This window comes from Variovorax sp. 10L426 (genome assembly GCF_056395305.1).
The window spans coordinates 231335-253341 of the sequence record NZ_JBFTJF010000009.1; the positions used below are offsets into that span (position 1 = coordinate 231335).

General features: G+C 62.6%; 22 protein-coding genes and 1 pseudogene. 16 read left to right on the forward strand and 7 right to left on the reverse strand.

The features are described from left to right. Nucleotides 1-20 precede the first annotated feature (20 nt). Together AC1DHL_RS15565 and AC1DHL_RS15570 are read left to right on the forward strand one after the other, a co-directional pair. Complete coding sequence (locus AC1DHL_RS15565; RefSeq protein ID WP_478099547.1) at nt 21-245, forward strand: hypothetical protein; 225 nt, start codon at nt 21-23, stop codon at nt 243-245. Nucleotides 246-360: 115 nt separating this feature from the next. Next, the gene (locus tag AC1DHL_RS15570; RefSeq protein WP_478162519.1) at nt 361-753 is read left to right on the forward strand and encodes a hypothetical protein; all 393 of its coding nucleotides are present in this window, start codon (nt 361-363) and stop codon (nt 751-753) included. A gap of 202 nt (nt 754-955) precedes the next feature. Here AC1DHL_RS15570 and AC1DHL_RS15575 read toward each other — a convergent pair whose 3' ends face one another. Then, the gene (locus AC1DHL_RS15575) at nt 956-1816 is read right to left on the reverse strand and encodes a DUF2272 domain-containing protein (RefSeq protein ID WP_478162520.1); all 861 of its coding nucleotides are present in this window, start codon (nt 1814-1816) and stop codon (nt 956-958) included. Nucleotides 1817-2009: 193 nt separating this feature from the next. Between AC1DHL_RS15575 and AC1DHL_RS15580 the strand changes: the two genes are divergently transcribed. The 5 genes from AC1DHL_RS15580 (at nt 2010) to AC1DHL_RS15600 (ending at nt 4391) form a co-directional block, all read left to right on the forward strand. After that, the gene (locus tag AC1DHL_RS15580; protein WP_478162521.1) at nt 2010-2288 is read left to right on the forward strand and encodes a hypothetical protein; all 279 of its coding nucleotides are present in this window, start codon (nt 2010-2012) and stop codon (nt 2286-2288) included. A gap of 13 nt (nt 2289-2301) precedes the next feature. Further along, on the forward strand, nt 2302-2859 hold the full coding sequence (locus tag AC1DHL_RS15585) for a DUF1003 domain-containing protein (protein ID WP_478099554.1): 558 nt from the start codon (nt 2302-2304) through the stop codon (nt 2857-2859). After that, nucleotides 2778-3032 carry a DUF2514 family protein gene (locus tag AC1DHL_RS15590; protein WP_478162522.1) on the forward strand — a complete coding sequence of 85 codons (255 nt, stop codon included), beginning with the start codon at nt 2778-2780 and terminating at the stop codon, nt 3030-3032. The genes AC1DHL_RS15585 and AC1DHL_RS15590 overlap by 82 nt, the downstream gene beginning before the upstream one ends. Before the next feature lie 516 nt (nt 3033-3548). Then, entirely contained in the window at nt 3549-4013 is a 465-nt protein-coding gene (locus tag AC1DHL_RS15595; RefSeq protein WP_478099560.1) for a Spy/CpxP family protein refolding chaperone, read from the forward strand. 21 nt (nt 4014-4034) lie between these two features. Next, nucleotides 4035-4391: a hypothetical protein gene (locus AC1DHL_RS15600; RefSeq protein WP_478162523.1), complete on the forward strand. Its 357-nt coding sequence runs from the start codon at nt 4035-4037 to the stop codon at nt 4389-4391. A gap of 161 nt (nt 4392-4552) precedes the next feature. Here AC1DHL_RS15600 and AC1DHL_RS15605 read toward each other — a convergent pair. Both AC1DHL_RS15605 and AC1DHL_RS15610 read right to left on the reverse strand, forming a co-directional pair. After that, a pseudogene (locus AC1DHL_RS15605) lies at nt 4553-4654 on the reverse strand (DUF3309 family protein); the annotation flags it as partial. After that, nucleotides 4651-5850 (reverse strand): DesA family fatty acid desaturase, encoded by a 1200-nt coding sequence (locus AC1DHL_RS15610; protein ID WP_478162524.1) that lies wholly within the window; start codon nt 5848-5850, stop codon nt 4651-4653. The gene AC1DHL_RS15610 and the pseudogene AC1DHL_RS15605, both read right to left, overlap by 4 nt. A 214-nt stretch (nt 5851-6064) precedes the next feature. Between AC1DHL_RS15610 and AC1DHL_RS15615 the strand changes: the two genes are divergently transcribed. The 5 genes from AC1DHL_RS15615 (at nt 6065) to AC1DHL_RS15635 (ending at nt 10160) form a co-directional block, all read left to right on the forward strand. Beyond that, nucleotides 6065-6784 carry a Crp/Fnr family transcriptional regulator gene (locus tag AC1DHL_RS15615; RefSeq protein ID WP_478099566.1) on the forward strand — a complete coding sequence of 240 codons (720 nt, stop codon included), beginning with the start codon at nt 6065-6067 and terminating at the stop codon, nt 6782-6784. A 159-nt stretch (nt 6785-6943) separates the two neighbouring features. Continuing rightward, the gene (locus AC1DHL_RS15620) at nt 6944-7636 is read left to right on the forward strand and encodes a Crp/Fnr family transcriptional regulator (protein ID WP_478099588.1); all 693 of its coding nucleotides are present in this window, start codon (nt 6944-6946) and stop codon (nt 7634-7636) included. Between the two features lie 238 nt (nt 7637-7874). Beyond that, on the forward strand, nt 7875-8789 hold the full coding sequence (locus AC1DHL_RS15625) for an AI-2E family transporter (protein ID WP_478162525.1): 915 nt from the start codon (nt 7875-7877) through the stop codon (nt 8787-8789). A gap of 157 nt (nt 8790-8946) precedes the next feature. After that, nucleotides 8947-9609, forward strand: a complete 663-nt coding sequence (locus AC1DHL_RS15630) for a CsbD family protein (protein WP_478162526.1) — start codon at nt 8947-8949, stop codon at nt 9607-9609. Nucleotides 9610-9779: 170 nt separating this feature from the next. Continuing rightward, nucleotides 9780-10160 (forward strand): VOC family protein, encoded by a 381-nt coding sequence (locus AC1DHL_RS15635; RefSeq protein ID WP_478162527.1) that lies wholly within the window; start codon nt 9780-9782, stop codon nt 10158-10160. Nucleotides 10161-10359: 199 nt separating this feature from the next. Here the strand turns inward: AC1DHL_RS15635 and AC1DHL_RS15640 are convergent, their stop codons facing one another. Next, the gene (locus tag AC1DHL_RS15640; RefSeq protein ID WP_478162545.1) at nt 10360-11034 is read right to left on the reverse strand and encodes a Crp/Fnr family transcriptional regulator; all 675 of its coding nucleotides are present in this window, start codon (nt 11032-11034) and stop codon (nt 10360-10362) included. A gap of 1648 nt (nt 11035-12682) precedes the next feature. Here AC1DHL_RS15640 and AC1DHL_RS15645 point away from each other — a divergent pair. Together AC1DHL_RS15645 and AC1DHL_RS15650 are read left to right on the forward strand one after the other, a co-directional pair. Next, on the forward strand, nt 12683-14014 hold the full coding sequence (locus AC1DHL_RS15645) for a C4-dicarboxylate transporter DctA (protein WP_478105918.1): 1332 nt from the start codon (nt 12683-12685) through the stop codon (nt 14012-14014). A gap of 5 nt (nt 14015-14019) precedes the next feature. Then, on the forward strand, nt 14020-14718 hold the full coding sequence (locus AC1DHL_RS15650; protein WP_478162528.1) for a GntR family transcriptional regulator: 699 nt from the start codon (nt 14020-14022) through the stop codon (nt 14716-14718). Nucleotides 14719-15048: 330 nt separating this feature from the next. Here AC1DHL_RS15650 and AC1DHL_RS15655 read toward each other — a convergent pair whose 3' ends face one another. Together AC1DHL_RS15655 and AC1DHL_RS15660 are read right to left on the reverse strand one after the other, a co-directional pair. Continuing rightward, the gene (locus AC1DHL_RS15655; RefSeq protein WP_478162529.1) at nt 15049-16251 is read right to left on the reverse strand and encodes a hypothetical protein; all 1203 of its coding nucleotides are present in this window, start codon (nt 16249-16251) and stop codon (nt 15049-15051) included. Next, nucleotides 16239-17129, reverse strand: coding sequence for a hypothetical protein (locus AC1DHL_RS15660; RefSeq protein WP_478162530.1), 891 nt, complete (start codon nt 17127-17129; stop codon nt 16239-16241). The genes AC1DHL_RS15655 and AC1DHL_RS15660 overlap by 13 nt, the downstream gene beginning before the upstream one ends. Nucleotides 17130-17307: 178 nt before the next feature. On the opposite strand from AC1DHL_RS15660, the gene AC1DHL_RS15665 reads away from it, so the two are divergent. Further along, a complete protein-coding gene (locus AC1DHL_RS15665) occupies nt 17308-18396 on the forward strand; it encodes an AI-2E family transporter (RefSeq protein WP_478162531.1) in 1089 nt (362 codons plus the stop codon). Nucleotides 18397-18403: 7 nt separating this feature from the next. Next, a complete protein-coding gene (locus AC1DHL_RS15670; protein WP_478105924.1) occupies nt 18404-20134 on the forward strand; it encodes a peptidoglycan D,D-transpeptidase FtsI family protein in 1731 nt (576 codons plus the stop codon). Nucleotides 20135-20343: 209 nt separating this feature from the next. On the opposite strand, the gene AC1DHL_RS15675 is transcribed toward AC1DHL_RS15670, so the two are convergent. After that, nucleotides 20344-22007 (reverse strand): TrbL/VirB6 family protein (locus tag AC1DHL_RS15675; protein ID WP_478162532.1); only part of this gene is annotated, 1664 nt, incomplete at its 5' end.

The following is a 22007-nucleotide window of genomic DNA, read 5'->3' on the forward strand; positions in this document are numbered from 1 at the left end:
CAATTCGCCAAGGAGAGAACATGTCTACCCCTCGCCCAAGCTCCCGCCTCCTGTCCGACATCCTGCCGATCTCGGCGATTGCCTTCGTCAGCCTGATCGGGGGCTGTACCGCCATGTTGACGGTGGTGGCATCCGATCTTCCGCCGGGGGCAGTGGCCGCCGGCTTGGAACGCGACGCCTTGCTCGCCGCGCTCAAGGGTCATGCGCTCGGCGGCCAGAGCCTGGTCGGGCGCTACGGCCGTTGACTCCCTTCTCCGGCAGCAGAAATTCACTGCCGCAGGGGCGAAGCCACACGAATTGACTGGCGGGACGCGGCGGGCTGGCCTACATTGGTCTTCCACCCACCATGAGGATCGCACCATGCCCATTCGCATCGCATCGCTGACCCACCGCATCGCGAGGAACGGCGCGATGCTTCACAAGGCGACGACGGACCGCGTCCACTCGCTGGGGGCGGACCATGAGCCGTCCGAAGCCGAACAGACGCTGGCCGAAGAGCGCCGCCTGCTCAAGGAAGAGCGTGCGAAGCGCCAAGCGAAAGCGCTGGAGCCGAGGGCGAAGGCCGTCGACAAGCTGGTGAGGACGCACCACCCGCAGGCCAAGGAGAAGCCGAAGGAAAAAAAGGAGCCCAAGGAGGCCAAGGCCGGCAAGGCTGGCAAGGCCCACAGGCCCTCGCGTGCCGAGAAGCACGCCGCGCAGGCGGCAGCCCTGCAGGCCGCGAGTAGAGCGCCGAAGAAGTCGGCGAAGACCTGAGGAGGCTCTCGGGCACCGCGCGGAGCGCGGACGCGCTCTTCCGAGTACAGGCGGAGTACGAATCGCCCTGCCCCGGTGTCGCGCAGGCCCCGAAGCTCCTCGCGCATGGCAGGCGGCACTTCGCAGTGCGAAGCTGTGCGTCAGCAGCAACGGCTCGAAGAGGAAAAGCGGAACCCGATGGCACCGTAAGTGGCCCTGTTGGCTAGCTCACCCGGTTGTCCAGCAGCACGATGGCTTCCCCGACGAGCTTGCCGGCCGTGTTGATCCGCGGGTTCCTCAACAGGCTGCCATCCGAACTCAACTGGTAGCCTGTCGCGAAGACCGAGTTTCTCACGTTGCCGCCAATCGCCCAGGCCACCTCGGGGCCCACGGCCACCACGATGTCGCAGTGGCTGGGCATCTCGGGATTCTTCGAGGCATTGAGGTAGTCGTCGTAGGTCGCAGGCTTCTCGCGCCAGCTGCCGACGATGTCTCCTATGTGGGGTTTGGCCTGCCCGAGCCGCACACCCCAGAACGGCGCCGCCAAGTCGCCGCTCGCGCTCTTCTTGATCGCGTCCCACATGTACGCGGCATGGCCGATCGACTGCCTGAAGGCCTTGTAGCCGTCGAACTGTTTTGCCGCCGTCCGGACCATCAGCGAGATCGCCACCGCGGACCAGGGTTGACCGGTGGTGGTTCCGGTATGCGGCTTGCCGAACGCCTTCCACATCTCGCCGATGAAGCCGCTGTAGGGCTCCCTGGTTTCGATCCCGGCGCCCCGGTCGAAGCGCAACCATTGTTCGACCGCAGCGGCAGCCAGGGCCTCGCGTGCCGGCGTCGCCGGGTCGCGCAAGGTAGGCTGCTCCTGCGGCTGCCAGGCGAACTTGGTGATGGGCAGGGTCGCCTTGATGAAGCCCTCGCTGACTTTGCCGTCGACGGCCGCTCGAACGTGATGCCATCCCTCGGGACCGTCTGCCAGGTCATCGACGGCCTGCCCGAGGAAAAGGGTTCGGACCAAGGTTTCGGGCGCAACTCTGGCCTCGGTTCGCAGGTTGATCGCCTCGACGTTGACGAGTTTTTGCATCGAAAGCTCCTTGTTTTTAAGGCCAACCAAGTTGACCACGATCCGGCGGGTCCATCCAGTCGCAAATGTCTTACACGCGAGGCTCACAGAGGGAGTCCAGGGCCACGGCCGCCGCGGCAAAGTGTTCGGTATCGAACAGACTCTGATTGCGTCCATCGCTACGCTGTCGTCATGTCCATCATCGGGCGACGCCATGTCACTTTCCCTGTTTGCCGCTGAGACTCTGGTCCTCGACTATCTGAATGGGCGGGTCATGCCCTGCGCCCTGCACCGCGCGCTCGTTCTCGCGGCCGAGACCAGGCTGATGAACGGCCTGGTGCCAGTGCTCGACGAGACCCTGTGCGCCGAGATCGAGGAAGGGGCCACTGCGCTGCCCATCTGGTCGTCTGAATCCGTCTTGAGAGCAGCCCAGGAGCGCAGAACGAATCTCCGCAGGGCCGCGGAGCGAATGACGACACTCCACTCGGCGTAGGCGGATGGCCTCCATGCATCAGCTCGACGACATCGCAACGAAGCTCCTGGGTTCGCGCTACGACGCCCTCGACGAGCGGACCCGGCGTGTCGCGCGACACGTCGCGGAGCGAACGCCTGTTTCGCGCAACGTCGTGCAAGACGCCGATGCTGGACAGTCAATGGGCCAGCGCGCGGCAGACGCGGTCGCGTCGTTCGGCGGCTCCTGGACCTTCGTCGGGCTCTTCGGCGCCACCATGCTGCTGTGGGTCGTGCTCAACGCCCTGCTCCTGGTGACGCGCGGCACGACCTTCGACCCCTACCCGTTCATTCTGCTCAACCTGTTTCTTTCCATGCTGGCGGCAGTGCAGGCGCCGATCATCCTGATGTCGCAGAACCGGCAATCCGAGAAGGACCGGATCCATGCGGAACACGACTACGAGGTCAACCTCAAGGCCGAACTCGAGATCATGCTGCTGCACGACAAGATCGATCAATTGCGCGAGAGGCAATGGGAAGAGTTGCTGGAGATCCAGAAGCAGCAACTCGCGCTGTTGACGGGGTTGATCGAGAAAAAGGCGCTGTTGCCATAGCGCCCCGGTCTGCTAACGAGCGAAGCGCGGCAACCTCCGACCCCATTGGAGCGCTTGCCGACGTGCTCGGCCGGTGCAGCCAGCGAGTCGAAATCCTGGCTGGATATGCTGACCGTGCCCGAATAGCCGGCAAGGCTTGCGAGCGCAGCTATGACGCGCTGGGGGACCCTTGATCCCTGCAGTGCCAAGCGACCGGCCGGAGCCAGCGCACACTGCTTTGCACCGCACTCCTTGGTCGTCGAGATTCCTTCCCTGACTTTGTTCGCTCGATCGTCCATGCGGGGCGGCACGTACCGGCGGGTCTGGTCGCTGTTTCGCCGGGCAGCAGCGATCGGTCTCGCTCTCGACCAGTTCGTGGCACTCGCAAACGGCATGTCGGGTGTTCGGCCGCTGCGAAGCGACCACAGGCATCGCGCCCTTCATGGCCGTCAACATCTTCTGGCGAGTGCTATGCGCGGTACCGAACAGACTGCATGTGCGTGTTGGACCAAAGTGACGCACATGCCGGTTCGGCTGCGTGTCACTCCGCAGGAATCACCATGAAATACGCAATGTCCTCAGCCGCGTCGCCAAGCAGCCGTCAATCCGGTCGTGTACGCGGCCGGCCAGACGAACGGAGCAATTGCTGCGAGTACGTCGCCACGAAATTGCGGAGGGCGCAGCGACTTCAATCAAACTGGAGAACAACCATGAAACTGAGTGGCAAAAAATTCGACTATTCGAGCGCGCGCCTGATTGCGGCGGCGGCACTGATCGCGACCCTGGCTGTCGAACCGGGGCTTCTTCTCGCCGCCGAGCGTGATGCTCACGAGGATCGCACCGAGCTGCGCATCAAGGACATGCACACGAAGCTCAAGATCACGACGGCTCAGGAAGAGCAGTGGGCCAAGGTGGCCCTCGCCATGCGCGACGACGCAAAAACCATGGATGCCCTGACTCAGGCAAGGGTCGAGCATGCCAAGGACATGAGCGCTGTCGACGATCTCAAGTCGTACGGCGAGATTGCCGATGCCCACGCAAGCGGGATCAAGAAACTTACTCCGGTGTTTGCCGTCCTCTATTCCGGTATGTCGGACGTCCAGAAGAAGCAGGCGGATGCCCTGTTCCGTCACGATGGCGGTGAACATCACCGCAAGACGTCGGCAGCCAATTGACCATCAGCAGGAGTGGACACCATGACATCCTCAACACAGGCCAGGTATTTCAGGCCAACGGGTCGCAAGGTTGCGATGGCGCTCGCCGTTGCTTCGCTGATTGGCGGTGTGTCTGTTTCCCCAGTCCTCGCTCAACATGACAACGAACATGGCCGAGGTGACCCGGGCGGCGATCGCGGCCAGCGTGAGTGGCAGGGGAATCGCTCAGGCCATGGGTACCAGCATGGGTATCGGCCTGAATACCGTCCCGAGTATCGCCCTCAGTACGTGCAGCACTACCATTACGCCCAGCCCGTCTACGTCCCGCCGCCCGTGTACTACGAGCCACGGCAATCGCCAGGCATCAGCTTCTTTTTCCCGCTGGATCTTCGGCCGTAGGTCCGCCTGGTCGATGTCTGTGCTAATCACTGAAAGGTGGACATCATGGAAGCATCCTGGATCGCGGCTGCGGCCATCGGCAACGAAGTGGGCCGAAATGCGGACCAGCGCAACAACAACCGTGGCTACTATCCCAGCAACGGCCCCCGCTACTGAGCGCTCCCGCTTTCACCGAGACGTGCCATCGGGCTGTGGGGCCACGCTGGAATTGCGCCGAGGAGCATCAGCACCACGACGATCAGCAGAATTGTTCCTAATGTCATTTCATGTCTCCTAACAATGAGTCGTAGCATCGCAGCGTTCGAGAAAACTCACGCAGCGCACCAATGCCGCTTTCCTCAGCGCATCGGCACCAGTCTTCCAACTGCCTGACCAACTGCTCCTTCGAGGCAGTGGATCGGCTCCAGACGGCAATGAGTTCTTGTCGCATCGCGTAGATGGTCCTCAGCACAGTGCTGGAACACAGAGCCGGTTCCAGGATGGCGCGTTCGTTCTCCGACAGGTCCCTCGCATCCCTTTGCAGTAGATACTTGAGTGCGTCCAGCGCTGTGGACCCCCTCAAACTTGGGATCGCGCAGCCCTGCAGGCTGAGGATCTCTTCCACGGCGGTCGGGCGCAAGGACCTGGCGAACTTGGCGAGTACGTCGTAGCGGTGAGTGATGACGGCGTGCAGGGTACCCACGTCGCAATGAGTCTTGGATGTGTTGTAGCGAATCCGGGGTGCAACCTTGTGCACCTTTGCCAGGTGAATCACCTCCAGGATGAGGATGTACATCCAGCCGATGTCGAATTCCCACCACTTGCTGGAGAGCCTGGCGGAAGTGGCGTAGGCGTGATGGTTGTTGTGGAGCTCTTCGCCGCCGATCAGAATGCCCCACGGCACGACATTGCTGGAGTTGTCGTCGGGCGAGAAATTGCGGTAGCCCCAATAGTGGCCGACGCCGTTGATGACGCCCGCGGCGAAGAACGGTATCCACAGCATCTGCACCGCCCACATGCTGAGCCCGATCGGGCCGAAAAGGGCGACGTCGATCCCCAGCATGACGCCGATGCCGAGCCGCGTGTACCTTGCATACAGCTTGCGCTCGATCCAGTCGTCGGGAGTGCCGCGGCCGTATTTTTCGAGAGTCGCAGCGTTCCTGGCTTCCACGCGATAGAGCTCGGCACCCTCCAACAGCACCTTCCTGATGCCATGGATCTGCGGGCTGTGGGGGTCTTTGGCGGTTTCGCAGTTGGCGTGGTGCTTGCGATGAATCGCCGTCCATTCCTTGGTCACCATCCCGGTGGTGAGCCACAGCCAGAAGCGGAAAAAGTGGCTGACGAGGGGATGCAGTTCCAGCGCGCGATGCGCCTGATGTCGATGCAGGAAGATCGTGACCGCGGCAATGGTGACGTGGGTCAAGCCCAGCGTGGCCAGCACAAGACCCCACCAGGGCAGATCGAGCAGACTGAGTTGCATCACAAGGTCCGTTACGGGACGACGCGATGCTCGCCGTTGAACTGAACTCGGCGGTTGGCGCGATGCCCCGCCTGCAATGCTAGTCAAACGAAGGCGATCGTCTGTGCGCTAGCGAACATACAAGGCGATGTCGGCAGCCTATGCTCCTGGCAAGCGCTGTAGAAGAGCACCACCACGGTAATCCTCGAAGCCAGACCCACCCTGGAGCTCCGTGATGGCCGTTTCACCCGACCCAAGAAAGAACCACCTGCTCGCCGCGCTGCCGGATGCCGAGTGGCAGCGCTGGCTGCCGCAACTTGAATGGGTCGAAATGCCGCTGGGCCAGGTGCTGTACGAGTCGGGCAGCACGCTCAGCCACGTTTATTTCCCGATCACCGCCATCGTCTCGCTGTTGTACGTGATGGAGAACGGCGCCTCCGCGGAAATCGCAGTTGTCGGTCATGAGGGCATCGTCGGTATCTCGCTGTTCATGGGGGGCAACTCCACGCCCAGCCGCGCGGTGGTGCAAAGCGCAGGCCAGGGCTTTCGGCTGAAGGCACAGGCGATGAAGGACGAGTTCAACCGGGCCGGGCCGGTGCTGCACCTGCTGCTGCGCTACACCCAGGCGCTGATTACCCAGATGGCGCAGACGGCGGTGTGCAACCGCCACCATTCGCTGGATCAACAGCTGTGTCGCTGGCTGCTGCTGAGCCTGGACCGTCTGCAGGGCAGCGAGCTCGTGATGACGCAGGAACTGATCGCCAACATGCTCGGCGTGCGTCGCGAAGGCGTGACCGAGGGGGCGCTCAAGTTGCAGCAAGCCGGGCTGATCCGCTACGCGCGCGGCCGCATCTCGGTGCTGGACCGCCAGGGCCTGGAACAACGCACTTGCGAGTGCTACGCGGTGGTCAAGAAGGAGTATGACCGTCTGCTTCGCGGAGAACTGGCGATGTAGACCTTCGGCGGGCTGTCGCGGATGCGGTTTGTCTGTTGGACGCTGCAATTCGTCTGCTGCTCTGTGCGCTAGCAGACAGTCGGGTACGTGTCTCCTCGTGCAGACTGGCTGCAGAGGTCGAACCCGCCTTCAACCGTCAGCAGCACATTGGAGCGCCAATTGGCCACCGTCGAGAACCACCTTATTGAACTTCTTCCGGGCAGCGATCGTCGGCGCCTGCTTGCCCTCTGCGAGCCGATCCAACTGGTGCTGGCCGAAGTCCTGTGCGAGCCCGGCAAGCCGACTCGACATGCTTACTTCCCGATCGACGGCTTCATCTCGCTGGTGGCACGGACCGACAGCCACCCCGGGCTCGAAGTTGGCATGGTGGGCCGCGAGGGGATGCTGGGCGCGCAGTTGGCCCTGGGCGTGACCACCGCGCCTTTGCATGCGCTGGTGCAGGGCCCAGGAGGAGCATGGCGCATAGCCACCGCTGACTTCCGGCGCGAACTTGCGCGCAGTCCGGCGCTGCAACGCGGCCTGAACCGCTACATCTACGTCTTGATGTCCCAATTGGCCGCTTCGGCCGCATGCCAGCGCTTTCATCTGATCGGTCCGCGCCTGGCTCGCTGGTTGCTGATGAGCCAGGACCGTGCTCATGGCGACAGCTTCCGTGTGACGCAAGAGTTTCTGGCGCTCATGCTCGGTGTGCGCAGGGTCGGCATCACGACGGCCGCCAGCGCCTTGCAGCGTAGCGGCCTGATCGAATACCACCGCGGTGAACTGACGGTGCTCGATCGCGGTGGCCTCGAGACGATGGCGTGCGGCTGCTATGCCACCGACCGACAGGCCTATGTGGAACTTCTATCTTGAAGGCTCAACATGGATCGCCTCGACCCTCAACTAGTGGCCGCCGAATCAGAGGCGGAGCTCGTGCATCTGCCTACGCCAGTCAACGTGAGGAGTGCGTCGTTGGCGGTGATCGCACTGGTAGCTAGCGTCTACGCGTTGCATTGGGCGAGTGCGGTGTTCATTCCGCTGCTGCTGGGTGTGATGTTCAGCTACGTGCTGTCGCCGGCGGTGGACCGACTACAGCGCTGGCACATTCCGCGTGCTGCTGTTCGCGGTCTTGGGCGGCCTCGGTTCGACCGCTTATTCGCTCAGCGACGGCGCGACCGCACTTGCCGAGTCGCTACCCGACGCAGCACAGAAGCTTCGCCAGTCGCTGCGCGCTCTGCCCGGCGCGCCGGAAAGCGCCATGGAGAAGGTTCAGAAGGCGGGAGCCAGGCTCGAGCAGGTGGCCGAGGAGACCGGTTCTGCGGCGTCGCCGGTCGGTAAGGGGGTGACGCGTGTGCAGATCGAACGGCTGCGCTTCAATATCAAGGACTATCTGTGGAGCGGCACGGTCGGCGCGATAGGTTTCATCGGCCAATCGATGATGGTGTGTTTCATCACCTATTTTCTGGTCACGTCCGGCGACAGCTTTCGCCGCAAGATGGCGAGGATCGCCGGACCCACCTTCAGCCAGAAGAAGATCACGATCCAGGCGCTCGACGAGATCAACGCACAGATCCGGCGCTACCTGCTGGTGCAGATCCTCACCAGCGTGTTGGTCGGCGTGGTCACGTGGATCGCCTTGCTGTGGATCGGGCTGGAACAGGCGGCCGTCTGGGGCGTCGTGGCGGCCGTGCTCAACCTCGTGCCTTACATCGGCCCGCTTGTGGTCACCGCGGGTTTGGCGTTGGTGGGTTTCCTGCAGTTCGGCACACCTGGAATGGCGCTGCTGATCGTCGGCGTGTCCCTGGGCATCCACATCATTTCGGGCTACCTTCTCACTCCCTGGCTGACCAGCCGCGCGAGCCGCATGAATCCGGTGGCAATCTTCGTCGGCGTGCTCGCCTGGGGCTGGCTGTGGGGCATCGCCGGTCTGCTGCTGGGCGTGCCGCTGCTGGTGGCCGTCAAGACCGTGTGCGACCGCGTCGACGACTTGAAGCCGATCGGCGAATTGCTAGGCGCCGAACCTTAGCACGCAGCAGCCCGCAGGCCGGGTCTTGGAGCTTGTCGCCATCCTGGTGTCTGGTCAGCGACTAACGACGAAACGCTGACACGTGATAGCAGTTTCAGCGCGACGGGTCACGCCAGGTGATCTGGATCTTTCCAGTCGAATTCGCCAGGAGTTGCAAATGAACAAGGATCAAGTCAAGGGCGCAACCAAAGACGCAGTGGGCGTAGTGCAGGAAGCTGCAGGCAAGCTGGTGGGCAACAAAGAGCAGCAGGCCAAGGGTCTCGTCAAGCAGGTCAAGGGTGAAGCCCAGAAGGCCTACGGCGACGCCAAGGAAGCTCTGAAAGACGCGGCCAAGCAACCTTTACGGGCGGCCCGTATGCGCGGTGGCGTGCAACGTGTTGAAGGGGGCGAACTGAAAAAGCACATCGTGAATCCGATACTGGCTCTAGTAGGGCTCATGATCGTGGTCCCCGCGCTGGCTCAGCGCAACGATGGTGGTTTCGAAAGCGAGCGGAGGTTTTGTGCGAGTGGCCGTTCGGGAATCGACTTCAACTCTTGCATGTGGCAAATGCAGAACAAGCGGAACGGACGGTGGAACACCGATAACAATGGTTGGAACAACGATAACAATCGCTGGGGCAACAACAATGGCTGGAACAACGATCCCGATCGGTGGGGCAACAACACCGGCTGGAACCAAGGTCAGAATGGTTGGCGTCCTCCACCGTCTTCGCTTCCGAGATTGAGCGACATGCAGCAGCGCGCTTTGGACAACTGCATTTTCCTGCAGCGCTCCGAGCAGGCCCGATGTCGTGCCACGGTGCTGTCTACAGTCCGTTAGCTTGGCTGGGCGCACAAAAGTCCTGACGGCTGCACTGGCACCGGTCTGCGCGTGAGATCGAATGGTTGTTCTGACTCATTTCGAGTCGGGAAAGCGTGTGGTGTTGCCCGGTTGTGCACGCCGCTCAGCGGACCCTTTCCGTGCGACGACTCAGACGCAGGAGTTCAATCATGCGAGTTGTGGGTATTGATCACGTCGTCCTCACTGTCCGCGACATGTCAAGGACTCTCGAGTTCTATCAGCGAGTCCTAGGAATGCGACACGTTGTGTTTGAAGGCAAATTCAACGCCCTTCACTTCGGGAACGCGAAGATCAATCTGCATCCTTTCCGCGCAGAGTATCTTCCGCATGCAGACATCCCTGCGCCAGGGACTGGCGACATGTGCCTCGTGTGTGACGGAGCGATCGAGGACGTTGCTCTCGAACTGGCGACACATGCCATCGACATCGAAGTCGGGCCGGTTGATCAAACAGGGGCAAGAGGGCCGATGAGCTCGGTTTACATCCGTGATCCGGACAAGAACCTCATCGAGCTTGCCTGCTATCGCTAGCAGACGGTCACCCAACCAGCGTCGGGTTGCGCCTCGTCAATTCGACGTTGCCGCAGGGCTTCATCGGAGCGTTCGCCTTCGGTTGTGGAAGTCCTTTTTGGTCACCCGAGATGTGGCGGGCCAACGGGCACGTTCGCCTCGGACGGAACGTTGTCCAGCATGCGGACTGAAGGTGCCGTCCGGCGCCGCGTACCCACACTCAGGTGGCTATTTCATGAGGCAACAGGCGGTCAGTCTCGCGCTTCACTACCTCATAGCATTCGCACACGTGCCGTTCAAGGCCCGGGCGGTCTAGAACTGCGATGTGCCCGCGGCCGTACTTGATGAGGTTCAGCCGCTGCAGCCTGCCCGCCGCTTCAGTGACCCCTTCGCGGCGCACTCCGAGCATGTTGGCGATAAGCTCCTGTGTCATCGAAAGTTCGTTGCCCGGCAACCTGTCGAGACTCAGCAAGAGCCAGCGGCATAGCTGCTGCTCAAGCGAATGGTGCCGGTTGCACACCGCCGTCTGCGACATCTGTGTAATGAGCGACTGGGTGTAGCGCAGGAGCAGGTGGAGCAAGGGGCCACCGTTCTCAACCAACTGCTTGATGTGGCTCGCGCCCAGCCGGAATGCATGACCTGCGCTTTGCACCACCGCGCGGTTCGGAGTGCTGCCTCCGCCCATCAGGAGCGACACACCGACCATGCCCTCGAATCCCACGACCGCAATCTCGGCGGACTGCCCGTTTTCGAGCACGTATAGCAACGAGACGATGGAATCAGTCGGGAAGTAAACATACTGCTGGACGACGCCCGATTCGTACAGAACCTCGCCGAGCTCGAGCGAAACAGGTTCAAGCAGGGAGGTCAGGCTGGCCCGCACATTCGGGGGCATCGCCTCCAGGAGGTCATTTTGCGCCGCAGCAGAACGCGGCGCGTTCGGTGTCGATGGCATGGCGGGCGTGGGGATGAAGCTCAGGTCATTGTGTCGCAAACAGACGTTGTCTGTGCGCTATCGCGCCCAAGCGGTGGATAACCAACCTCCATGGCGTGGTCGTGTGGGCGGCCGAAAGGCGACTGAGCAGCGGGAAGGTGCCAGTGCTCGACGAACCCGATGTCTTGTGCGCCTTGGCTTCGCGCGCTTCATTGACTTCTTCCAGCACTTCGGTGCGCGCGACAGCTGCACCCACGTCGCCACGGCGTGCGTCTTCGGAAAGTCGCTTCTCGAGAACGGCGCGTACGACCTCAAGCTCATTGGCGGCGTTGCGAAAGCACCGCGCAAGCCAGCGTCCGCGTCACGCCCTGTCCGTTTCGAGCGCTTCTCTTCTATGCGCGGCACCGAACAGACGAGGCGCAGGTATCGCGGCAGAGTGGCTTGTATTGCGGCCAACCCGGCTGCGGACTGGCCCCAAAAAAAGGAACCGTCATGACGAAATATGCGATGCCCTCCCTACTCCTTCTTGCAATGCTCGGACTGGGCGCGTGCACCGGCCCGATGGGCCCGCAGGGTAATCAGGGAAGCCCGGGCTACACGGGTGCCAAGGGCGCAACGGGGAATCAGGGCAACACCGGGTACACCGGCGCGCAGGGTGAGACGGGCAATCAAGGAAATACGGGAAACACCGGCGCCATGGGTGAGAACGGCGCTCAAGGCAACACGGGCAACACCGGAGCCACAGGCGCCCGAGGCAACACTGGCTCAAGCGGTTCGGGCAGCGGCAGCACGGTAGTCGTAGTCCCGGCTACACGCTAAGCGGGACTTCGCGCCACCGATGAGGCCGTAGAACTTTCTCGAATCTTTGGCGCGAGCGACAACGATCGAAGGGGGCCCGCGACGCTGGCTTCCCAGGGCGTCGTCGCGTGGCTCTTGCCGAACATAGCGGTGCAAGCCTATTGCCCGAGACTTTCGGACAACGAAAAAGACCAGGCTCAGATGCCGAATCCCTGATTCGCACATATCTGAGGGGCCGTACCATGGAACCAATCCTGTTCAGGGCGGTTGTGTGGATGGTTGAAAAGCGGTTGACGAGCGGAATGATGCCGGTACTGGATGCGGCGATGCGGACAGATATCGACAACCAAGCCGGCGCAGTGCAGCAACGCGGGCACTCCTCTCGGGCATCGTCCGAGACGCCGCATGTCTGCACGTTGCTGCATCGTGCCTACGTGCTCTCTCCGCCGCTGCTAGACCCGATCGGTACCCACTTGCACCGGGCCTCCCATGGGACCGCTGGACGCAACTCTGTGCGTCATCCTCGGGTAGATCGGTAAAGACCGTTCTGCCCCTCAAGCTATCCGTGAGTCAGGGCTTCGTTCCGACTATCCAATCAAGAAGCCGTGGTCGTATTGCCGGACGCGACGAGAGGCCACTCTACGTCTTTATTTCGCCGACTACGAGTTTGTTCCTCGCACTATGAGTTTTTTCAGATCTCACTCCGCCCCCCGGGAATACCCCCAAGGCAAAACGCCAAATCTTGCCTACATTGCTTGTATGCAAGACAGCGAACACCTTGCATGCAACCACCCACCCTGGGAGATCCTCCATGCCCCGTTTCGCCAAATCCCTCTTCGGTCAGGTCGTCATCGCGCTGGTACTCGGCGTGCTGGCGGGCCTGTTCTTCCCTGACTTCGCCGTCAAGCTCAAGCCCTTGGGCGACGGCTTCATCAAGCTGATCAAGATGATCATCCCGGTGCTGGTCTTCTGCGTGGTGGTGCACGGCATCTCCGGCGCGGGCGACCTGAAGCGCGTGGGTCGGGTCGGCATCAAGTCGCTGATCTACTTCGAGGTGCTGACCACCGTCGCGCTCGGGCTGGGCCTGGTCCTGGCCTTCGTGTTCAAGCCGGGTGTCGGCATGAACGTCGATCCGTCGAAGCTCGACGCGGCGGCCTTGAGCGCCTACACATCGACCGCCGACAAGCTCACCAGCGGCGGCACGGTCGAGTTCATCATGAAGCTGATCCCGACGACGGTGGTCAATGCCTTCGCCACCGGCGACGTGCTCCAGGTGCTGCTCTTCGCGGTGCTCTTCGGCTGCGCGTTGACGCTGCTCGGCGAACGTGGCCGGCCGGTCTCGGTCGTCGTCGATGCGCTCTCGCTGGTGCTGTTCAAGATCATGGGCATCATCATCAAGCTGGCGCCGCTGGGCGTCCTGGGTGCCATCGCCTTCACCGTCGGCCAGTACGGCATCGGCTCGCTCAAGCAGTTGGGCATGCTGGTCGGGCTGTTCTACTTCTCGGTGCTGATCTTCGTCTTCGTCGTGCTCGGGCTGGTGATGCGCCTGTCGGGGTTCAGCCTCGTCAAGCTGCTGCGCTACCTGCGTGAAGAACTCACCATCGTCTTCGCCACGACCTCGTCGGACAGCGTGCTGCCGCAGATCATGGCCAAGCTGCGCCACATGGGCATTCGCGACTCCACGGTGGGCCTGGTGATTCCGACCGGCTACTCGTTCAACCTCGATGCCTTCTCGATCTACATCACGCTGGCCGCGGTCTTCATCGCGCAGGCGACCAACACGCCGATCTCCATGTCCGACCTGCTGACGATCCTCGCGATCGCGCTGGTCACGTCCAAGGGAGCGCACGGCGTGCCGGGTTCCGCGATCGTCGTGCTGGCCGCCACGTTGCATGCCATTCCGGCGATCCCCGCCATCGGACTGGTGCTGGTGCTGTCGGTCGACTGGTTCATGGGCATCGCGCGCGCGCTCGGCAACCTCGTCGGCAACTGCGTCGCCACCGTGGCGATCGCGGCATGGGAGGGCGACATCGACCGCGAGCGGGCCCATGCAGTCCTCAACGGCACGCATTCATTCGAGGACGACCCCCTGGCCGAAGCGGGAACACCCGAATCGCCCGTCGTCATCCAGCCGGCACATTGAGCGATATGACCGAAGTCACACCCACCACCATCGCCGAGCGCGTGGTCGAAGCCATCCTCGCGCAAAAGCTCGCGCCCGGCGAACGACTCGGCGAGCAGGCCCTGGCGGAGAACTTCGGCGTCAGCCGCACCATGGTGCGCGAGGCGCTCATGCAACTGCAGGCGCGGGGCTTCGTCGAAGTGCAATCGCGCCGCGGCTGGTATGTGGTCGAGCCCTCGGCCGAAGAGGCGCGAGACGCCTTTGCCGCACGCCGTATCGTCGAGGCCGGCATCCTGGCCGAAGCCGGCCGGCCGCTGTCGAAGGTGATCCGCAAGCTGCGCGAGCACATTGCCGACGAAAAGCGCGCCATCGCCGGCGCCGACGCCGCCACCCGCGCCTTCCTGCTCGCCGACTTCCACGTCTGCCTCGCCGACCAGATGGGCCACCGCCTGCTCTGCGACGTACTGCGCGATCTCACCGCGCGCACCACGCTGGCAGCAACACTTTTCCAATCAAGGCACGAAGCCGCCCAATCGTGCACCGAGCACGCCGCCATCGTCGCCGCCCTCGAAGCCGGCGATACGCCCCGCGCCCGGCAACTGATGCTTGACCATATCGGCAACGTCGAAGAAGCCCTCCAGGTCGATGCGGCGGCAGAACCGACCGACGACGAGCGGCTGCGAGCGACCCTGGCCCCCATCGCACGCCGGCACGCGTCTCGTTGAGGTCTTCGGGCGCGAGCGCGCCCTACTCGCCAAGCAGGACGTACTCGCTGTTTTTCCCGTGGCGCGGAGCGTTCTTGCCGGCTTTGACGCACAGCATGTCGTCGCATCGCGTCAATGCACCAGATTGCGTGGCGCGAACGATCGCGGTTCCAAATTCGGCGCGCTTGATCTCGTCCCTGCTCTTCCAGGCAAGGTAGCTCGAACCACCCGCCGCCAACACCGAGCCAACCATCAGGGCGATGGCGCACTTCCAGACCAGCCCCTGCTGCAGTTGGTGGAGCGCGTCACGTTGCGCTTGCAGACTGTGAGCTGTTTGCGCCGCTTGCCGCGCTACTTGTTGCAGTTCTGTCTTGCATTGATCGACGGCTTGTTGCAGCCCGGCTTTGAGCGCATCCTGCGCCTGCGCGCCGATGGTGCCAACAGCTGCATGGCGGCCTGTTCGGCTTGCTGTGCATCCAGTGCCGCTTGACGCTGGGCCTCGTTGTAGTCCCGGCCGGCCTGCAGCCAACTCTGCCCTTCCTCGGATTGCCGGAACTTCCACCCCACCGCGCGCATGCCCGCGATGTCGCGATTCATCGCCGCATCGGTCAGGCGCGTGAACAGGTCGTCCAGGGTATTGCGCGATGCGACGGGGTTGCCAAGGCTTGCTGCCTGCGTCTCGGGCGCCAAAGATGATCCGGCATCAGCGAGCGAACGCGGGCTCTTCGCGATCTCGCGATGCGGATCGAGGGAATGGAAGTCCCCGGACTTCGCCTGCCGCTCCAGCCGCACGGCGCGGGCATCGTCGAGTTCGGCAACGGTGCGTGGATCGGTGACGCGCGATATCGCAGGGCCCAAGGGGCTGGCCGTGACGCTGGACCATTCACGCTCGCGATGGTCGTATACGTAGTAGAAATGAAGGCCGCCAATGACGTCGGGGTCGGCGTGGGATCGGTCCTGCGATGCCACTGCAGTCGCCGCGGCGAGAGCGCTCATGTAGCGGCTCGTCGGCAATTGCGCGTCGTTGTAATGCACAGCGATATCGCTCATGGTGGCCGTGAGACGGTCGAGGCCCCAAGTGCGGTTGTCGAGCATCTGGTGCCACACGTCCTCGGCGGCCGCCTCGCCGCCGTGGCGGCGTGCGGCCTCTAGCAGGAGGCGAGGGGTCCAGGCGTCGGGGTCGATGCCGACCGTGCGAAAGGCATCGTCATGCGCGCGCTGAACATCGTCGACGGGCAGATTCAGCGCCAGGTCATGCCGCTTGTCAGCCATGTGAATTTGTCGGCGACCGAAATCCCGCTTGACTAAATCCTGGCCGAAGTTTTCCCACTCCCGCTCAGTGAGCGAACGATCGTCGTGCATACGCGCATGGTTCTGCGCGAATGCATTGGCGATGGCGCCCGGCATGTTGTCGTTGCGCACCACGCCGAGCGCGAGCAGACCATAGCCATCATTGCCAGGGTGCTGAGCCAAGTAGTTCCAGTAGAGCTCGCGGTTGCCGTCTTTGGCGTAGCTTTCGAGGATGTCCATGTCTTGCCGATTCAGTTCTGCCATGCTGCTTTCTTTCGGTGGTCAGCGGTAAGTTCAGTGGACGCGGTACTCTTCAGCAATCCCCGGGTGCGATCCTCGATGCGTTTCCAGTCCTCGAGGAAGATTCGTGTGTAGCTGAGCGAAAGCGCAATCTTGTCCTGTGGAATCAGGAAGTCATGCGTACATATGGCCACTCGGGGCGAATCATCTCTGAGCAGCCGATTCCCCTGGAGAGTGAAGCCATCGGGCTGCAAGTGAGAAGCGCATTTGATGACCGTGGTGAGCCGGCCCTGGGCATCGCGCACCAGATACCTATCCTCCTGGTCCTCCAGTCGCGCACGGTACGGGTGGCCGTCCTCGCGTTCCCGCAGTTTGGCGTAGGCGAGGAATCTTTCGCGACTGACGTAGTACGGCGTCAGACCGAACCGTTGCGGCTGTTCGTCCATCATGTCCAAGCGTTCGGAAGGATCCTGATAGGCGAGCGTGTTCTCGGACGCATGCGGACGAATCGCTTTCTCGAGCCGTCCCGCCATGGGGACACGATCCACATAGCGGGGGGAGATCGCGATTGATTTCTGGAAGGTCTCCATATCCTGCTGCGAGCGCTTGCCCGGAGCCAGCGGCTGGAGATCTGGCCACTGCACCATCAGGGTGAAATTGCCCTGGAAGTCCGGCCCCATCTGATCGCGGAAATAGTTGGCCGGAATCATGTAGCGATGCGGCCCCAGGCGAGCCTCGACGGGCTTGTCGTTGTAGCCTTCCCAGCGGTATTTGGCGGGCGGTGCCTTTGAGAAGGTCGAGGACGCCTCTGGGGGCACGGCTGCACACGCCGCAAAGGCCATGCAGGCGAGCAGCAACAGGCACCGCTGCAAGCGGCTGCCCCAATAAATGGAGAGTGTCATTCTTATCATCGGTATTTCCGAAAGCTCCCTCGGCCCCGCCTCCCTAAAAGAAAAAGCAGAACCGCCGGGTCGTGCCTCCCAGCGACGACCTCGGTGGATGATACCCAGCGCCATGAGGCAAGCCCCCCCCGAACGAGCCCAACACACCCAAGGGCGCGGTTAGACTTCCCTACCGCTCATGAACACCCCAGCCCTCCAGCGCGGCACCTTCCTCTTCCTGCTGGCGATCGTCACGATCGCGTTCGGCTGGATCCTCTTCCCATTTTTCGGCGCAGTGATGTGGGGCGTCGCACTGGCGATCCTGTTCACGCCGATCTATCGGCTCCTCGTGAAGAAGATGCGCGGCCGGCGCAACCTGGCCGCGATCACCACCCTGCTGATGGCCATGGTCATCGTCATCATTCCGCTCACGATCATCACTGTGTCGCTGGTCGAGGAGGTGGCGATCGTCACCCAGAAGGTCCGCTCGGGCGACATCAGTTTCACCAGCTATTTCCAGCAGGTCGTGAACGCCTTGCCGCACTGGGCGCTCGACCTGCTCAACCGCTTCGGCCTGGGCAACCTCGAAGGCTTGATCAGCCGCATATCCCAATCCGCTCTCAAGGGCAGCCAGATGATCGCCTCGCACGCGGTCGCCATCGGCCAGAACACCTTCGAGTTCCTGGTGAGCTTCGGGCTCATGCTGTATCTGCTCTTCTTCCTGCTGCGCGACGGCGGCGATCTGTCGAAGGTCGTTCGCGATTCGCTGCCGCTGGCAAAGCCTCACACGCACCACCTGCTCAACAAGTTCACGACCGTGATCCGGGCGACCATCAAGGGCAACATCGCCGTCGCCGCAACGCAGGGCATCATCGGCGGAGCGGCTTTTTCCTTCTTCGGCGTGCAGGGCGCCCTGCTCTGGGGCACGCTGATGGCTTTCCTGTCACTGCTGCCGGCGGTCGGCGCAGCACTGATCTGGACGCCCGTGGCGATCTACTTCCTGGCGATCGGCGCGATCGGCAAGGGACTGGGGTTGATCTTCATCGGCGTCTTCGTGATCGGGCTGGTCGACAACATCCTGCGCCCCCTGCTTGTCGGCAAGGACACGCAGATGCCCGACTACATCGTGCTGATGTCTACGATCGGCGGCCTCTCGATCTTCGGCATCAACGGCTTCGTGATCGGGCCCGTGATCGCGGCGCTCTTCATGGCGGCCTGGGACCTCTTCGCTTCGTCGAAGAGCGACGAGGACGATGACGGCGCGCCACTGCACAACCCATCGAAATGAACAACCAATGAATCGAAGCGGACGCAGCGTCCAATACGCAACCAGTCCCCTGCTCGCCAGCAAGACCCCTGTCTGGCGCAGCAAGTTCATCGTGGCCGCCATCGCGTTGGGCTTTCTCGTGCTGGCCGCGCGCGCCTTCTATGTGGAGGTGATCGGCAACGAGTTCTTCCAGCACCAGGGCGAAGTGCGCTTCGCCCGGACGCTCGAACTCCCGGCCAACCGCGGCCGCATCCTTGATCGCAACGGCGACCTCCTCGCGTCCGATATTCCGGCGCCCAGCATCTGGGCGATCCCGGAAGACGTCGACCCCGCCGATCCGGCCACGCAGCCGAAGTTGAAGAAGCTGGCTGAATTGCTCGGCATCCCGCAGGCGGAACTCACGCGCAAGCTGAATGACGACGACAAGAGCTTTGTCTGGCTCAAGCGGCAGGTGGACGACACGGTCGCCAAGCAGATCGCCGCGCTCGACATCAAGGGCGTCTACCAGCGGCGGGAATACAAGCGCCAGTACCCTGCCGGCGAGTCCGCCGCGCATGTGGCCGGCTTCACCAACGTCGAGGACGTCGGCCAGGAAGGCATCGAACTCGCTTTCGACAAGGAACTCGCCGGCAAGGCCGGCTCGCGCCGCGTGATCAAGAACCGACTGGGCGCCGTGGTCGAGGACGTGGGCGAGCAAGTGCCGCCGATCGAAGGCCACGACATTCAGCTCAGCCTGGACGACCGCATCCAGGCCGTGGCCTATGAAAAGCTGCGCGATGCCGTGGTCGCGAACAAGGCCAGGGCAGGCAGCGCCGTCGTGGTCGACGCCACCACCGGCGAACTGCTCGCGATGGCCAACTACCCGAGCTTCGACCCCAACGACCGGCACAACCTGACTGGCGAGCAGTTGCGCAACCGTGCAATGACCGACGTGTTCGAACCCGGATCGACGATGAAGCCCATCACCGTCGCCACGGCGCTCGAACTCGGTCGCGTCACACCGCAGACGATCATCGACACCAACCCCGGCCGGATCACCGTGTCCGGCGCGACGATCCACGACGACGAGAACTTCGGCGTGCTGACAGTGGAAGGCGTGATCCAGAAATCGAGCAACGTCGGCGCGACCAAGATCTCGCAGCGCATGACTCCCAAGGAGATGTGGGATTCGTACACCTCGCTCGGTTTCGGGCAGAAGCCGCAGACCGTGTTCCCGGGCGCCGTGACCGGGCGCCTGCGGCCGTACAAGTCGTGGCGCCCGATCGAGCAGGCCACGATGTCCTACGGCTACGGCTTGTCGGCCTCGCTGTTCCAGATCGCCCATGCCTACACGGCGTTCGCCAACGGCGGCAAGGTCATTCCGATCACGATGCTGAAGGCCGAAGAGCCGCCGGTGGGCGTGCCGGTGTTCTCCGCGCTGGTTGCGAGCCAGGTGCGCAAGATGATGCACATGGCCGCGGCGCCCGGTGGCACCGCGCCACTCGCGCAGACTGAAGGCTATTCGGTCGGCGGCAAGACCGGCACCGCCCACAAGCAGGTCGGCAAGGGCTACGCCAGCAACAAGTACCGCGCCTGGTACACCGGCATGTCGCCCATCGACAAGCCGCGCGTCATCGTCGCGGTGATGATCGATGAGCCGAGCGCGGGCAAGTACTTCGGCGGGCTGGTGGCGGCGCCGGTGTTCAGCCAGGTGGTGCAGCAGACGTTGCGGATTTTGAATGTGCTGCCCGATTTGCCGGTGGCTTCGCAGGCGCATTAGAGGGTGCAGAAGGCTTGATCTGAATCGTGCACTGGGCCGAAGCGATCAGTTCAATCTTTTAGGAAGGACAATTTCTCTAATAGAAGAACCACATGTATGCAATGAACGCCACCGCCACGATCACTATCGACCAGTAGGCGATTTTCTGAACCTTGCTCAGAGAGTCATACCTCTCCTTGCTCATATTTGGCACACCCATTGCGTCTCCGTTACTTTGAATTTTTTGACTTCAGTTCGAAGCCGTATCCGGCCGGAGAAGTCTGAACACCAGGGGGGAACGAAATCCCCAGTTCGATTGCAGTCTTGCCCCCATAAGAATGGCTTAAGCCACCGCCGACACCAAGAAGGGGGATAGGTGTCGGGGCGAATCCGCCCAATTGAGCGCCGCCGCCGGCAAGAAACTCGCTGGTATCAGTTACACCCCTGCCGTCAATGATTCGGCCCACGAGCAGCGTCACACCTGGCTTCGCTGAATAGGCAGGATAGCTGCGGCTCAAGGACCACTGCCCAGACACTTCGCCATTATGAAGATTCACCGCAATGCCCCCGGACGCCACGTAGAGCCCGACCTGCACACCGACGTAGTCGGGCATGTTCGCCCCTTGCCGATACTGCACTCCAGCTGAGTACTCTCCCGTGTTCCACCCAGGCGCAAATGGACTGCTGGCCGGACCTTGAGGCAACTCCCCAAGGCTTTGCGCGTTCATTCGAACACTCGCTTGTAGCGCGGATTGGGACGCGTAGTAAGCCCTTTGCGCAACATCACGGTAGTCGTTTGCCTCGACATTCAATCCGCGACTGCGCGCCCATTGCTCCGCGTCCTGCAATTGGTTCGCGTCGTGCGACAGCCGGGCTGCCTGCGTCTTGTAGTCCCAGGCGGTTGGTGATGTGTTTGTTTCCTGCACAGCGGGGGACATTCGTCCCATTTGAACGTTGACCAAAGCCCCCGGCCCATAGGCCCGATTCAAAAGATCAGGAATTTCTCGGTCGAGGAAGGCGGACGCGCCATCGTCGAACTTGGACAAAGGTGCCGGAGCGGCTCTTCCCGAGTTGCTTCGCTCAGAATCCGTCAGCGCCGTTTGGTACCCAGAGGTCACCAGCGGCTGCCCCCGGCCACTTCCGCCGCCCAGCATCCCGAAAGGCGAGTACGCCTGGAACTGCCCGAGCACTCCTCGGAAGAACGCCGCAGCCATGGACGGTGCACTCACGATCAGGAGGGTGAGAACCAGCCCCAGCCCACCCTGCTGCAGCGCCAGCGACGTGATGCCCTCGCCGTCGATACCTCCATCACCACCTGCCAACAGCGCCGCGTACTTGGCCAGGAACGCCACTGCCACCGACCGGATCACGTTGTTCGCGAGACCCACCATGAAGCTGAGCACCGCCAGCGAAAACACCGTGCCGATGCCGTAGAACAGCCACTTGCTGAACAGCGACTTCGTCTGCTCGAACAGCAGGCAGATGATGAACAGCGGCCCGAACCCCACGAACAGCGCAATCGCGATCTTGTTGAGCAGCAGAATCGACCCGCCGACCAAGCCCGGCCCGGCAATGCCGATGCCTGAGAACCACTTGGCGCGCTCCTTGGCGCTGTCCACGGAGGGATCACCGCCGCTCGCCAGCGTATCGATCGCCGAGAGCATGCCCTGCATGTAGGCGAGGTTCTTGTCGATACTCTGGTAGGGGCTGACGGAGTCCTGCGAGACCAAGGATGTAATGGCGCCGGCGGTACCGTCAGTGAGCGTCCAGTACAGAGAAGAGGACACGCTGGCCGCGCCGGTGGCGATGCCGATGATGAGCGTGGCCTTGAGCGCATCGCCCACCAACGCCATCATGGGCTGTTGCGTTCGGCCGGTGACGATGCGGTATCCCT